Origin of the sequence: Vibrio sinus (assembly GCF_023634645.1) — a bacterium.
GTDB classification, from domain to species: domain Bacteria; phylum Pseudomonadota; class Gammaproteobacteria; order Enterobacterales; family Vibrionaceae; genus Vibrio; species Vibrio sinus.
Genome location: NZ_JAMKMR010000007.1, coordinates 115,595 through 130,337, shown reverse-complemented (window position 1 = coordinate 130,337; position 14,743 = coordinate 115,595). Strand labels below are relative to the sequence as shown.

Annotated in this window: 9 protein-coding genes; 1 reads left to right on the top strand and 8 read right to left on the bottom strand. The window is 44.8% G+C overall.

What is annotated here, in order from left to right:
- Nucleotides 1–11: 11 nt before the first annotated feature.
- The 4 genes from M9194_RS09635 to M9194_RS09620 all read right to left on the bottom strand — a co-directional run bounded on the left by M9194_RS09635 (nucleotide 12) and on the right by M9194_RS09620 (nucleotide 7,589).
- Nucleotides 12–389: an MAPEG family protein gene (locus M9194_RS09635; RefSeq protein ID WP_250612421.1), complete on the bottom strand. Its 378-nt coding sequence runs from the start codon at nucleotides 387–389 to the stop codon at nucleotides 12–14.
- Between the two features lie 163 nt (nucleotides 390–552).
- Nucleotides 553–2,733 (bottom strand): 1,4-alpha-glucan branching protein GlgB, encoded by a 2,181-nt coding sequence (glgB, locus tag M9194_RS09630; protein WP_250612420.1) that lies wholly within the window; start codon nucleotides 2,731–2,733, stop codon nucleotides 553–555.
- A 138-nt stretch (nucleotides 2,734–2,871) separates the two neighbouring features.
- Nucleotides 2,872–5,052 (bottom strand): 4-alpha-glucanotransferase, encoded by a 2,181-nt coding sequence (malQ, locus tag M9194_RS09625; protein WP_250612419.1) that lies wholly within the window; start codon nucleotides 5,050–5,052, stop codon nucleotides 2,872–2,874.
- A gap of 83 nt (nucleotides 5,053–5,135) precedes the next feature.
- A complete protein-coding gene (locus tag M9194_RS09620; RefSeq protein ID WP_250612418.1) occupies nucleotides 5,136–7,589 on the bottom strand; it encodes a glycogen/starch/alpha-glucan phosphorylase in 2,454 nt (817 codons plus the stop codon).
- A 382-nt stretch (nucleotides 7,590–7,971) separates the two neighbouring features.
- On the opposite strand from M9194_RS09620, the gene malT reads away from it, so the two are divergent.
- Nucleotides 7,972–10,680, top strand: a complete 2,709-nt coding sequence (malT, locus tag M9194_RS09615; protein WP_250612417.1) for an HTH-type transcriptional regulator MalT — start codon at nucleotides 7,972–7,974, stop codon at nucleotides 10,678–10,680.
- A 93-nt stretch (nucleotides 10,681–10,773) separates the two neighbouring features.
- Here the strand turns inward: malT and M9194_RS09610 are convergent, their stop codons facing one another.
- The 4 genes from M9194_RS09610 to M9194_RS09595 all read right to left on the bottom strand — a co-directional run bounded on the left by M9194_RS09610 (nucleotide 10,774) and on the right by M9194_RS09595 (nucleotide 14,627).
- Nucleotides 10,774–11,490: a YebC/PmpR family DNA-binding transcriptional regulator gene (locus M9194_RS09610; RefSeq protein WP_250612416.1), complete on the bottom strand. Its 717-nt coding sequence runs from the start codon at nucleotides 11,488–11,490 to the stop codon at nucleotides 10,774–10,776.
- Between the two features lie 73 nt (nucleotides 11,491–11,563).
- Nucleotides 11,564–11,770: a DUF3283 family protein gene (locus tag M9194_RS09605; RefSeq protein WP_250612415.1), complete on the bottom strand. Its 207-nt coding sequence runs from the start codon at nucleotides 11,768–11,770 to the stop codon at nucleotides 11,564–11,566.
- A 126-nt stretch (nucleotides 11,771–11,896) separates the two neighbouring features.
- Nucleotides 11,897–12,100, bottom strand: coding sequence for a PA3496 family putative envelope integrity protein (locus M9194_RS09600; protein ID WP_250612414.1), 204 nt, complete (start codon nucleotides 12,098–12,100; stop codon nucleotides 11,897–11,899).
- Between the two features lie 553 nt (nucleotides 12,101–12,653).
- Nucleotides 12,654–14,627, bottom strand: a complete 1,974-nt coding sequence (locus M9194_RS09595) for a replication initiator protein RctB domain-containing protein (RefSeq protein WP_250612413.1) — start codon at nucleotides 14,625–14,627, stop codon at nucleotides 12,654–12,656.
- Between the last annotated feature and the right edge of the window lie 116 nt (nucleotides 14,628–14,743).

Below are 14,743 nucleotides of genomic sequence, written 5' to 3'. Positions count from 1 at the left end.
AACACCGCGACTTAGAGCAAAGGTACGTAAATCAAGTTGAGGATGATAAGGCCAATAATACAGACAAAGGTTATTTTCATCCCACGGACACGTCCTTTAAAATCTTCATTAAGTATCGCGTTAGCATGGATCCATCGGCCAAAGAAAAACACGGTCCCAAACAGGTGAATAAGCAACGCACCAGCACCGTTATGCTCGGCTAAGCCAAGTAGAATAAGCGTAATGGGGATATAATCTGCGGCATTACTTTGCGCGCTTCTGGCAATCGTGAGCTCATCAACACCCCCATCAGAATAAGGCACCTTGGCCGATTTTCTTAGATTAATGACTTTTAGCGATAACCAAAGCATTAATCCCGCCAACACTGACGCATAAAGAGCAGTAACCATGTGATTTTACCCAAAAACTAAAGCTATCTAATTAGTGTAGAGACTCAATCACGCTGGGGACAAGAACAAGATATTCAAAGCTTGAGATAGCTTGGGTATATCAATGTAAAAAGTCCGATTCACACTGTAAATCGGACTTTGCTTTACTGAGCATTAATCAGCATTAACTCAGCTTATAAAATAGCGTCGAAAGTGGCGGTAGTTTAATCTGCAAAGACTGCGCTAAACCTTCACTTTCCATCGCTTCAGACTGAGCGACCGACACAACGTCATAATGACTGCCATGATATTTTTCATCGTCGGTACAGAGTAGCAGTTGGTAGCTCCCACTATGTGGCACACCTAAACGAAAGCGCTCATGGGGGACTGGCGTGAAATTAGTAATCACCAATATGCGCTCACCGCTAGCACTTATCCGCTCATGAGCCAACACACTCGCATCAGCGGCATCTTGCAGGCGCCATTCAAAGCCGCTAGGCTCACTGTCCAAATCGAACAAAGCAGGCTCGCGACGATACAAATGGTTGAGGTCTCGCGTCAGCGATTGAATACCTTGATGTCGTTCAAAATCAAGTAAAAACCATTGAAGCTGGCTATCATGATCCCACTCACCCGTTTGGCCAAACTCCGTTCCCATAAAGTTGAGCTTTTTGCCAGGTTGGCCGTACATATACCCCATGTAAGCTCTCAAGTTAGCGGTTTGTTGCCACTCATCTCCCGGCATTTTGTTGTGTATGGAGCGCTTACCGTAAACCACTTCATCATGGGAAAGAGACAATACGTAATTTTCACTATGGGCATAAATTAACGGAAAGGTAATCGTGTTGTGATGGTATTTTCGGTGAACCGGATCTTCTTTGATGTAGGAAAGGCTGTCGTGCATCCAGCCCATATTCCATTTGAAGCCAAAGCCTAGCCCACCTAAAAATGTCGGTTGCGAGACCCCTGGGAATGCCGTCGATTCCTCTGCAATGGTCATCGCATTAGGAAAATGCCGATACACTTCCTCGTTCATCCATTTGAGCGTGGAAATCGCATCATAATTTTCATTGCCGCCATCCACATTAGGTAACCATTGATCATGGCTACGTGAATAATCAAGATACAGCATCGACGCCACCGCATCGACACGAATCCCATCAATGTGAAATTGATCGAACCAATACAACGCGTTAGAGATCAAAAAGCGTCGAACATGCTCTTTACCAAGATCGTAGATGAACGAGTTCCAATCTTGATGCCACCCTCTTCGAGGATCCGGATCATGATAAAGAGGCGTACCATCAAAGTTAGCTAACCCATGATCGTCGGAAGGAAAATGTGCAGGTACCCAGTCCAATACCACCCCTATCCCAGCCTGATGGCAAGTATCGACGAAATATTTAAAGTCATCTGGCGCGCCAAAGCGGCTGGTGGGCGCAAATAATCCAACGGGCTGATAGCCCCACGATCCATAAAATGGGTATTCGGACACCGGCATCAGCTCCACATGACTGTATCCGAGATCGCACAGATATGGCACCAGCTGATCGGCAAGATCCCTATAATTTAAAAACTGTCCGTGTTCATCCCGACGCCAAGATCCTGCATGAAGTTCATAAAAAGACAAAGCTTCTTTGCGCTTTTCGGTTACTGGTCGAGATTGCCACTTGCCGTCTTGCCATTGATATCGAGAGTGATCATAAGTCACTGAAGCAAAAGAAGGATGTTGCTCAGCAAAAAAGCCCCAAGGATCAGCTTTGTGTGGTAAACCCTCACCATTTGGCCCTTTCATTTCAAACTTGTATTTTGAGCCTTCAGGTAAGTTTGGTACAAACAAACCCCAGATGCCGTAATCTAGCCGCTGCATTGGCTGGCGTCTGCCATCCCACTGGTTAAACTCTCCCACTAAGCTGCATGCCGTCGCATTTGGAGCATAAACCAAAAAACGGGTGCCTGAGACACGCTTGCCATCTCGCTCTAACGTCACAAATTGCGCACCCATTTGTCGGTACATCTGGATGGGTGTGTGAAGATCTTCATACTCAGCATAAATGGAATGGTATTGGTAAGGATCATCAATCACTTGTTCGCCACTAGGCCACTCTACCATCAGCCTATAATGACAAAACCGAAGATCTTGGTTGCCCTTTAAAACAAAACCTGACTCTCCTTCTCGTGTCATTGGAATCGCTGGCTGACCTTCAATCAACAAACTCACTGAGTTCGCGCCCGGCATCCAAACACGCAAAGCCGTATGCTCATCTTGGATGTAGGGACCCAAGAATCCAAATGGGTCAGAATATGCAGCCTGTGAAAGTTGGTTATACACCTGCGATTTTTTGTCTTTCACTATCGTTTTCAACCTTATTTCTCCCTAACCAAACTCTCAATAATTATCCTACTCTATTACCTGTAATTCACTTACTATGCAACATAAGGAGTAAGAAAAAGACCTGCAGACATGCAGGTCAGAACATATAAACACCTAGGCACCAGCCAGCTAGTTGCCAGCATTACGACGGACTTGAGTTAACTTTTCGGTCAACCGATTCACACTATCACGAGTAAATAATTCATCTAAATTGACGGTTAATTTGCGTCGCCAATTCGGGTACTCGTCAACCGTGCCTGGAATATTGACGGGTTTGTCCATCTCCAGCCAATCTTCCAGTTGCACACTTAGTAGAGCGGAAGCCCCCGCGGCTACATGCACTTGTAGAGCCTCACTTAAGCTGCTGTCCATTGCCACCTGAGTGGCATCTTTTCCAACATGCTCAGGCAAATAACCATGCCAAGCGACAGAGTCTAGAATCGCTTGTTTGCAAGCCAACCTATCGTCAAAAAGACGTTTCAGTTGCAGTTCATCTGGATACAGGCCAAGCTCTTTACCCATCTTAAGATCATCGCAATGCCAGAACCCTCGGAGTGTTGGCATATCATGGGTACAGATTGTGGCCATTGACTGCGATTTATAATGTTTGGGAGAAATATAGCCACCATCGGTGCTTGAACGCTCAAAGAAAAACACCTTATAGGAGTGAATACCGGCTTGGCTCAATTCATCAACAATTTCATCAGGAACCGTCCCTAAGTCCTCACCGATAATACTGCATTGCGAGCGATGGGATTCTAGAGCCAAGATGGATAACATGTCCTTTACAGGGTAATTCACATAGGCCCCTTCGGCTGCACTGTCTTCTTTAGGCACCCACCACAGGCGCATTAGGCCTAGCACATGGTCAATACGTAGCGCACCGCAGTGACGCATGTTGGCGCGCAACAATTTAATGTATGCGTCATACGCCGATGCATGTAGCGATTGAGGATTTAACGGTGGTAGTCCCCAGTTTTGTCCGAGCGGCCCAAGGATATCAGGAGGCGCACCTGTGCTGGCCTCCATCACTAGGTTTCCTTCGTCAGCCCACGCTTCAGAGCCAGAGTCCGATACACCGACCGCAAGATCTCGATACAAACCTATCGCCATTTCTTTTTGTTTGGCCAGTACCTGAACTTCATTGACCTGACAGTCTGCCACCCACTGCAGATACATATACAAATTGACTTCTTCTTCATGCTGCTCAATAAACTTACGTACCGCACGTGTATCAAATCGTCGATATTGTTCAGGAAACGCAGGCCAGCCCCAAACATTGGAAAGATCTTCACTCAATTGAGCATGCAGTGCATCAAACGCAGCTTGTATAAGTAAGCTCTCACCACCTTGTTCGACAAAATTTAGGTACGATTGAGCCCTTTGTGAGTTTTCAACCAAGTGACGCTGTTTAAACTCCTGATATAAAAGAGGCAGCACACTCATTTTCAAAGCAGACACTTCTGAGTAGTTGACCCAGTGGCTTTCCCTAGCCTTTTGCAAGCGCTGCTGGAATGGCAAGCTGCCTACCATTTGCTGAGCCTGCTTACTCAATGAAAACTCGGGCACTGAGCTGACATCGATATACATAATATTCAGCCACTGACGTGAAGATGGGCTATAGGGACTCGCCGCTTCTGGATTGGCAGGGAAAAGCGCATGAATCGGGTTCAAGCCAACAAAGTTTCCACCACGAGAAGCGATTTCTGACACGAGTTGTTTTAAATCGCCAAAATCGCCAATACCCCAATTGTGTTGAGTCCTTAGGGTATACAGCTGAATACTTGGCCCCCATAGTTTCTGGCCATTGAGCAAAGCTTCCTGCTTAAAACACGCATCTGGCGTGCAAATGATCGCCATTTTGTAAGGGGATTTTCGCCTTTTTCTCAATACTTCGAGCTGGTGATAGCCATAAGGTAAAGACGTGGAAATAGAAAACACCAAGGGCCCACCATTGGCTCTGTCGTCTCGAACAATTTGCGATTGTAAATAGCCTTCTAACACGTCCCCTTGCTCAGTGTGAAGCCGCCAACTAAAGTCACTTTCTCTGGCACTCACGCCCAACTGGAGCGCAATCTCTACCGGTTGCCCTTGTTGCAGCACCAGCACAGGCTCGAGCACTTCGCTTTTGTGCTTTTTGTCGACCGACTTGGAGAGCGCTTCTTCACTTTCAGAATCGTACCCCATTGCAGATAATAGTTTGATAATCGTGGAGTCCTTAACCGACGTATCTTCTCCCCAAGCACTGATATAGTGCTGGGAGATACCGGCTATATTCGCCACCTCTTTTACGTAATTCTCATTGATCATTGAACTCTCCGGCTAAATTTCGTGAAATAATATTGAATGCAGTTTCGACGCGGTCGATCTTCGATAGAAAATAGGATCGTCACTCATCGTTTTACCTGCTCTAATTTCCAGATGTTGTTCACATAATCGAGAATACTGCGGTCAGAGCTAAACTTACCCACCAAAGCCGTATTCAAAATCGCTTTTTTCGCCCAGCCTGATTTATCCTTGTATTGCTGATCAATCGCTTCGTGAGCCTTAACATAAGATTCAAAGTCCGCCAGACATAGGTAAGGATCGCCGCCATCCAACAAGCTATCAAATATTGCGCTGAGTTTACCCGGCTCTCCGGGTGTGAACTCGTCACTCAATAACAGATCAAGCGAGGCTTTAAGCAAAGGATCTGAATGATAATAATCAAACGGGTTGTATCCTGAACCTTTCAACGATTCCACTTCATCCACATCTAAACCAAAGATATAAATGTTGTCGTCGCCAACTTCTTGCCTGATTTCCACGTTAGCGCCATCCATAGTGCCAATGGTTAACGCTCCATTAAGCGCCATTTTCATATTCCCCGTACCTGACGCTTCCTTACCTGCGGTTGAGATTTGCTCAGATACGTCAGCAGCAGGAATGATAATTTCTGCCACACTGACTCGGTAGTCGGGAATAAACACGACTTTCAACTTGTTACCGATTCTAGGATCGTGATTGACCTTGTCAGCAATTTTGTTGATCGCGTAGATAATTTCTTTAGCAAGATAATAGCCCGGCGCAGCCTTAGCGGCGAAAAACACCACTCTTGGCTCCATCTCAAAATCAGGATCATGGACTAGGCGATGATACATAGACAAAATATGTAAAACATTCAGGTGCTGTCTTTTGTATTCATGCAGCCGCTTGATTTGAACATCAAAAATGGCGTGAACATCTAGCTCGAGGTCCAGATTTTCTGCTACCCAGTTTGCTAGACGCTGTTTATTATTGTGTTTGACTTGCATAAATGCCGCCTGGAAGTCTTTGTCTTCCGCGTAAGCGGCCACCTCCTCCAACTGATCGAGATGCGTCGGCCATTGACAGCCAATCTTCTCCGATATCAAGTCAGACAGCTCTGGGTTGCAAAACATTAGCCAACGCCTTGGGGTGATGCCGTTCGTCACGTTTTGCAACTTACCGGGGTAAAGCTCATCGAACTCAGGAAACAGATCACGCTTCACCAATTGCGAGTGCAGCGCTGCCACACCATTTACCGCATAAGAGCCCACCACACATAGATTGGCCATTCGAACCATTCGATGGAACCCTTCTTGAATAATAGAGAGCTTACGTTGTTTCTCGACGTCTCCCGGCCATTTTTCTTTCACTTCCTTCAAAAATAAATAGTTAATTTGATAGATGATTTCCATATGACGCGGAAGCAGGCGTTGAATCAAGGATTCATCCCAGGTTTCCAAGGCTTCTGGCAATAGGGTGTGATTGGTGTAGGCAAAGGTCTTGGAACAAATCGCCCACGCTTCCTCCCACTCCATTTCCTTTTCATCAATAAGAATGCGCATCAGCTCGGGAATTGAGATGGTGGGGTGCGTATCATTGAGCTGAATCGTCTCGTATTTTGGTAAGGACGCGAGCGTATGACCAGCTTCTTCATGACGACGTAGAATGTCGCGAATAGAGGCAGCGCTATGGAAATACTGCTGCATCAAGCGCAGTGTTTTACCTTTTTCATGGTTGTCGTTGGGATACAATACCTTGGTAATGTTACCGGCATCGATAAGCGAGTGCTGCGCTTCAAAATAATTGCCGTTATTAAAACTTTCCAGTGAAAATGGCGCAATGGCTTGGCATTCCCACAACCTTAACGGATAAACCGTATTACTTTGATAGCCAACAACCGGCATGTCCCAGGGCATGGCTTTGACTGTCATCCCCGGAGCCCAACGACGCCTATCTCGTCCACCCTCTTGGTAGGTTTCAACATGGCCGTAGAAACCGATTTCCTGAGCCAAGTCAGGACGGGCAATTTCCCATGGGTAACCTTCAACACCTCGCCAGGCATCAGGCGTTTCCACTTGATGTCCCTGCTCGAACGATTGCTTAAATAATCCATATTCATAATGCAAGCCATAACCCACACTGGGAAATTCTTGCGCAGCGAGAGAATCCATAAAACAAGCCGCTAATCGACCTAACCCCCCATTGCCCAAGGAAGGATCGCGCTCTTCTTCCAACAAATCCGTTAAGCTCTGACCCAATTCATCCATTGCCTCAGACACTTGTTGATAAATCCCCTTACTAATAAGGTTATTACCAGTAAGGCGACCAATTAGATATTCAAGAGAGAGGTAATTAACGCTCTTCGCGCTTTTAATTCTTTCGTCTTGCTCAGTGCACAGTAAGTCACACGTGGTTAACTCAGCAAGTGCGGTTCCCATCGCGAGAAACCATGAATGCGTGTCTGCTTTTTCAACGGTCGTGGCATAGGTTACGTACAAGTGTTTTTTTACACTATCTTGAAAAGCGCCCTTATCAAATGTTGATTTATTCACAGGTTTCATCCCCCCTTCCCTTGTTCTTTGGCGTACACTTTTACACGGTTGTCCATCGTGACGCGTCCTAGCAAGTGTTTCATCCTCCTTGCGGGGTAGGAGTAAGGCTGAACTTAAGGGCGTAGAATGTAATCTAGCGTTCGCATACCGTGGTTTGACTCACTCAGCGATAATATTATTCACCCGCAACATAAAGCTGTATCTTTACATACACTTAGAAAGATAACTGCCCAATACTAGTGCTACCTTTTTGGGAATCTGTTAATTAATGAGATATTTATCACATTCAAAAGGCGTAGGAGCATTAGAATGTAAACTCCTCGATGCACTGCGCCTCATCGCTTACTGATTCGCAGGCTGACCAATTAATTGACAGGGATAGCTCTATACCATGTGGATTCCATCTAAGCTGACTCGCCCCAATGTTTCCCATCACGCTATCGTACGCTTAAGAGTTCTCGGTTGCTTACAACACGCCAAGTTTGCCAAGCTTGTTCTGTTTGTGGCCCCAGCAGGCTACGGCAAAACAACGGCCGCCTCTATGTGGCTAGCAGATAAGCTCAACATAGGTTGGTATAGTATTGATGAAAACGACAACACGCCCCACCACTTTATTAGCTACTTTCTGCGCGCACTAAACAACGCCACACGCAACAGCTGCCGCAAAGCGCTTTCAGTTGCCGAGAAGCGCCAGTTTTCATCGTTACACTCTCTCTTCGCTGACGTGCTCGCGAGCTTGGTCAATTTTCGTGAGGAGTGCTATATCGCTATCGACGACTTTCACTGGATAGATAACGATGAAATCACTGAGTCCCTGCGCTTTTTTTTAAAACACTTGCCTAGCAATATTACCCTGGTCATCACCAGTCGTACGATCCCTGCTCTGGGCATCGCAAACTTACGCGTTCGCGACCAAGTGATAGAAATCGACACTGAACAGCTTGCTTTTGATACGAAAGAAACGGTGAAATTCTTTAGTCAAAAGAACAAGACTCACGTGGAACAACATGACGCGGAAAGTCTCAATAGCTACGTGGAAGGATGGCCCTGCGCATTACAACTCGTCGCTCTGCAGTTTCATCATGACAACCGAAGCCTGAAGCAAGCGACGGACTCCATCAGTAGTTTCAATCATGAACACCTATGGGACTATTTGGCAGAAGAAGCCTTTTGCCTACTCGATGAAGAAACGAAAATGTTCCTGATGCAATGCGCGGTACTCGATCACTTTAACGACGAGCTAGCTCAAGCCTTAACTGGCCACGATGATGCGTTGAGCCGTATCGAACTTTTGCATCGTTCCGGAATGTTTATCCAACGACTAGAAGGAGATCGTCATTGGTATAAGTTCCATAACCTATTTGTGGAATTTCTTTCTCACCAGCGCAGAACGCTAATGCCGCTCAACGAGGCCATTCTGCACAAAAAGGCGTGTCAAGCATGGTTAAAGCAACATACACCCATTGAGGCCTTAAAACATGCCAGGCAAGCGAATGATAGTGAACTCATCGCACAAGTATTGCATCAATATGGCTGGGATCTGTTTAACAATGGGGAGCTGTCGAATGTTGAGATGGCCATCGAGCATTTAGACGATGATCATTTGTATAAACATCCGCAGCTTTGTTTATTGCGAGCCTGGCTGGCACAAAGTCAGCATAAATATGAAGAAGTGGGTGCCCTGCTTCATACTACCGACCTTGCCATGTCTCGGCTTAATATCGATTTATCCACCATGCTGCAAGGTGAATTTAACGCGTTGAAAGCTCAAGTCGCGATCAACCAAAATGACCCTGAAAAAGCATTGCAGCTTGCGGAGCTTGCACTCAGCCAAGTCGATCAAACCAGCTTTCACAGTAGAATTGTCGCAACTTCGGTCATTGCTGAGGTTCATCATGTGCTAGGCAACCTTGACCGTGCGCTGCCGATGATGCAGCAAACCGAAAAACTCGCTCGTCAGTATCAAGTGTATCATCACGCCCTATGGGCGATTATCCAGCAAAGCGAAATTCTGTTTGCTCAAGGCTATGCCCAAGCATCGTATGATATCCAAGACAGTGGATTCAAGCTGATAGACGATCACCAGTTACACCAAATCCCTTTGCACGAATTCTTACTTCGTCTTAGGGCGCAAATATTATGGAGCTGGAATCGTCTGGAAGAGGCCGAAAGTTGTGCCATAAAAGGCATTGCCGCACTGGGTCATCAATTGGAAAGCAAACACCTGCACTGTTATTCTTTACTCGCTCGCATCGCTTTGCGGCGCGGAGAATTAGATAGAGCAAAAGGATTTATCGCCAGGATTGAAACATTGCTCAATGAATCAAGCTACCATGTGGACTGGACGGCCAACGCCTCGATGTCACTACTTCTTTATTGGCAGCATACTGATGACACCCACTCAATACAACGGTGGCTTGAGAGCGCCACACGCCCCGAAAAGGCAAGTAACCACTTTTTGCAGTTGCAATGGCGAAACATCGTAAGAGCCCATGTGAGTCTCGGCCAAGTCGAGCAAGCGCAGAAGTGGCTAAATTGGATGCAAGACCAGTCAGGCGAAAAATACCTAGTCACCGATAGCAATAAAAACTTGCTCATGTCTGCCTTAATCTCAGATGCTCAAAGCAATCGTGCTGCCGCGAAAGCTCAGTTACTAGAAGCGCTTAAAATGTCCAACCAAACAGGGATATTGGGTTATTTTTTAATGGATGGCACTCATCTTCAACCCGTACTCAATGAGCTGTTAGAGAGTGATTCAATAGGAGAGCTTGAGCAGCATAAAATCAAACTGTTACTCAAAGAGATTGCCTTATTGAATCGAAGTAACAATGTACATTTCAGCCAAGAGTTTGTAGAAAAACTAATCAAGCACACCGATACGCCCGAACTGGTGAGAACGAGCCCCCTTACACAAAGGGAGTGGCAAGTACTTGGACTTATTTATTCAGGCTTTAGCAATGAACAGATCGCTGGTGAACTTGGTGTTGCTGGCACGACCATCAAAACACACATTCGTAATGTCTATCAAAAGCTAAATATTGCTAATCGTAAAGAAGCCATAAAAACCGCGGAGAGTTTTGTTCAGCTGATTGGCTATTAAGGAAGAGAGCTCGCCATTATGCGTGCAAACACATCGTTATTTACAATGTAAATTAACCCTAGCCGAGCATGTCGCTCGGCTAGTGATTTCCAACTAGATCTCAGCGTTATGATAGACCTGCTGAACATCATCACACTCGTCTAACATATCAAGAAACTTTTGGAACTTCTCAGCATCTTCGCCTTGAATCTGAGTATGTGTTTGAGGAACAAACGTGATTTCTTCAACGTCCAACACTAACTCTGGGAAATCGTTGTTTAACGCCGTTTTCGCTTTGAAAAACTCGGTATGTGGGGCAAATACAGTGATTACTCCATCTTCTAGCTCGATATCGGTAACATCGACGTCAGCCATCATCAATGCTTCTAAGACCGCTTCTTCGTCATTACCTTTAAACTGAAACACCGCATTGTGATCAAACATGTGCGCCGTCGTGCCTGGGCTACCGATTTTCGCACCCGTTTTCACAAAGCATTGGCGAACGTCTTGGAAAGTACGATTGCCGTTGTCAGTAAGGCAATCGACGATGACACTTGCACCACCAGGAGAAAACCCTTCATAGCGAGCAGGCTGATAATCTTCGCCCCCTCCCCCACTGGCTTTGTCTAAAGCTTTATCGATGACATGGCCTGGAACCTGATCTTTCTTCGCTTTTGCGATGAGATGTTTTAAAGACAGGTTGGTGTCTGGGTCAGAACCACCATTCTTAGCACAAACATAGATTTCTTTGCCATATTTGGAATAGACTTTAATTTTAGCGCCTTGGGTTTTCGCCATAGAGGCTTTGCGCACTTCAAAACTTCTTCCCATTTGGGTGTTCTCTCTTGTTCAATTTAACGTTAAGGAAATGAGATGAGCGAATGATGAACTCCGATTACGGTAGTTAAACGCCCATTTCCTTCTTGTACTTATCAACGCTAGTTTGGAACCACTGCTTTTCTTGTTCATCAACAATCTTATTGAGCGTGTCCGAAATCGCGTCATGTGTCGATTCACCTCGTTTGATTTGCCAGATCAAATAGGCCGCCTGTTTATCAAGCTCAACTCTGTTTTTCTCTTGTTTCGGCAATAATGAAAGATTGATCGACATAGCACATGCTCAACGCTGAAAATACTGGCTCAGAAATATATCATACGAGAAAGGAAACGACAGTACTTTATACCCAAATTAAAAAGGGTGGCAACGGCCACCCAATCAAAAAAAATATTGCGACTTTTAGTGAAACAACCCTAACTCTCTGGCTTCTTCAATCGTTAGTCCACTTTCTCGGATCTCTTTCATCGCTTCTATACGACGACGAGCTTCCGCTGACTTAACGTTTTCTGCTGATTGTTGGGCCGCTTCTTGTTCCTCTTCCGTAAGGTCCCATTTATTTGCAATATTCGTCATTTCATCATGGTCGATAGAATTAATAGACATTATTACCTCCGAAAACCACGTAGGGACAAATAATCTGTAGCAAAGCTTAATTTCTTTGTTAAGCAGTATAGTCCCATTCTGTGAACTAGTTTTCGCTTATGAAATCAAACTTACATTTTACGTTTTGCCACTTTACATAATTTCCGAAACCGACATATATTTAAGGGATAAGTAAATTTTAATGCCTCTCCCACCTCACCAATGCAGCCCACTGACGAGTACACTTTCCCATGATCATGCTTCTGGAACTCTGATCATGATGGTCATCCGAAATAAAGTTAACTGAGGTTGAGTAATAAGGGGAAATATCGAATTTTGCTAATTTGGAGATAAAAAAAGCGAGCCCACACGAGCTCGCATCAGAATTCGAATCAATAAAATTAGCCATTATTCTAAAATCAATAGAAAAGGCAAAAGGTTGTCTATTCGGGATAGGATCCTAAGGCAAACGTTTACGTGTTCTGTCATTTAAATGTCAAAGTATTGTAGGTATTTCTCCTAGCTATAGTTTTTCACTACCAAGACGTCCTGTGACAAAATCAGTTGTAGATGATCATATCGCCATATCTTCAAGAACCTTATGTACAGATTCATCGATACGACCCTCATAAATGCATTTACATACTTTTCGGCGAACGGCCAAACCTGAAATCAAACGTTCAATAGACAGATGCTTATCGTCATTCTGCCCGTTATACAACTCGACCAACTGGCTTAAGCTTTGGTAAGAAATCACATCATCGCCAACCTTCAAATATTCGAGCTTCTCTATGAGCTCGTCACACTCGGTCTTAATTGAGTTATACGGATGTCCGGAAATTGCCGCCAAAGCGCTTACACTGCGTTCTAGAGCCTCTGACGAGGTGTATTTGGACAAGGTAATCGTGATCTCATCTGCGTTGATCTCAACTAAATGTTTTCTCAGTTTAACCCTGCGCCCAAGTTTTCCCTTCGGTGAAGGTTTTTTACGCTGAATCGGCTCGAATTCGCCATCAATAATCGTGGATAACTCATCCAGCTTCTGCTTGGAAACCATTTCATTTCTCAATGGGTTAGGTAACGTAGGGGCCATATTACGTTTGCCGGCATTGGTGGTCTTGGCCCTGGAGTAACGCAGCACCTCTTCCACGTCACATTTTATATCCACTTGATAATCCGACACTTTACCTTTCTTATCGAGTCGAGAAAGAGTGAGGTGATATCCCCACAAGTTGACGATAAACAAGTCATCGGTGGATTTATCTTGTGTCGATAGTTTTTTAAGCTCCCGAATCAAGTCCATAGAAAAGCGGCGCCACTCAATATTTCGAGCAAGTTTTTGGTTTAATTCACTGAGCAACATCGAATCCGTATGGCGACGCGACATTCTGCTGCGAAAGTACGAATACAATTGGAATACCAATGTATGCTGACGAAGAATTTCAGGTGGAAATAAGAAAAAATAGTCTCTGGTTAAAAGCTCTTCATAAAATGACGGTTCCCAAACCAAAATATATAAGTTTGGTTTAATTCTAATTTCACCATCAGCTCCCTCGGTAGGTGCCTCTTCCGATGCAGTGATTGTCCTTGCTAAAAAGCGAAAACGATCACTTTTGAACCCTTCTGGCATGTTCTCACTTAACCAGCGGCCAGTCAGTTCATGCAATTGAAAATCTGTAAACTCTATCCGATCAATACTGTCTCGAATCGAGTCACGTGCAGGCCCACTGTCCTTTTTACCACGTAAAGATAGGATATCTGTAATGTACAAAGGGGTTTTATTCGGCGCTTGAACAGAATCCATGTGGTAGTGATCTTGATGATGATCGTGATACTGAACGGTTAAGGTGAACAAGGCAAATAGCGTCATTAGATCATCGACCGTCATAATGTTCTTTGAGGATCGCGTTTCAATCACTGCTTTGGTGCCAGAAATGGAAACCATTGATTTCTGGTAACTTTTTCTTGTTCTCGGTGGTGCTAATGCTTGATCAATGATCCCTGCCCAGTTAGTAGGGGAAACCACAAATTGATCGGCCTCGTCTCTCATTGTTGGAGGAATATTGAGTCCATGCTCATTTAGCAGACGCTTATTGACTTTCGTTTGTGCAAGCGCTTTAGAACGCTTTTTCTTCTGCGTGATCTTGACTGATTCTGTCACTAAGCTCGTCGCACCTAATACCGAAATGAGCTGATTCGGGTTAACGAACTTATGCAACATCGTCTTACCCGCCAGTCCTTGTTCAAAACGCACTGGAACTTGAGTAAAGAGACCAATATTCACTGCTGCTCTCAATCTTTGCTGAATAGCGGCACGAGTGACTTGCCCTTCTGTCGCAGCAATCAACTCTGTTGTGGAAACTAAGCCATCTTGACTTCTTAAGCTATGTAGAGAAATCAAATTTAGTAATTCAACGATGCTTTTGGTGACACCTTTAAAGTGTTGATATTGCTCTATCCAATCGACGATATTACTTGATACTTCGAATAGGTGTCCATCTTTGTGGCTTCTTGGTGCTTTAATTAGAATCTTGTTTTCTTGTCCCATTGACGAATTCCGTATGGACCTCTCCGTAAATATGCCATCTTTCCGGAAAAAGAATAATAGAAAAAAGAGAATAAATAAAGGTATTTTTTTTTGCTTTTAATAATCTGATCTATCTG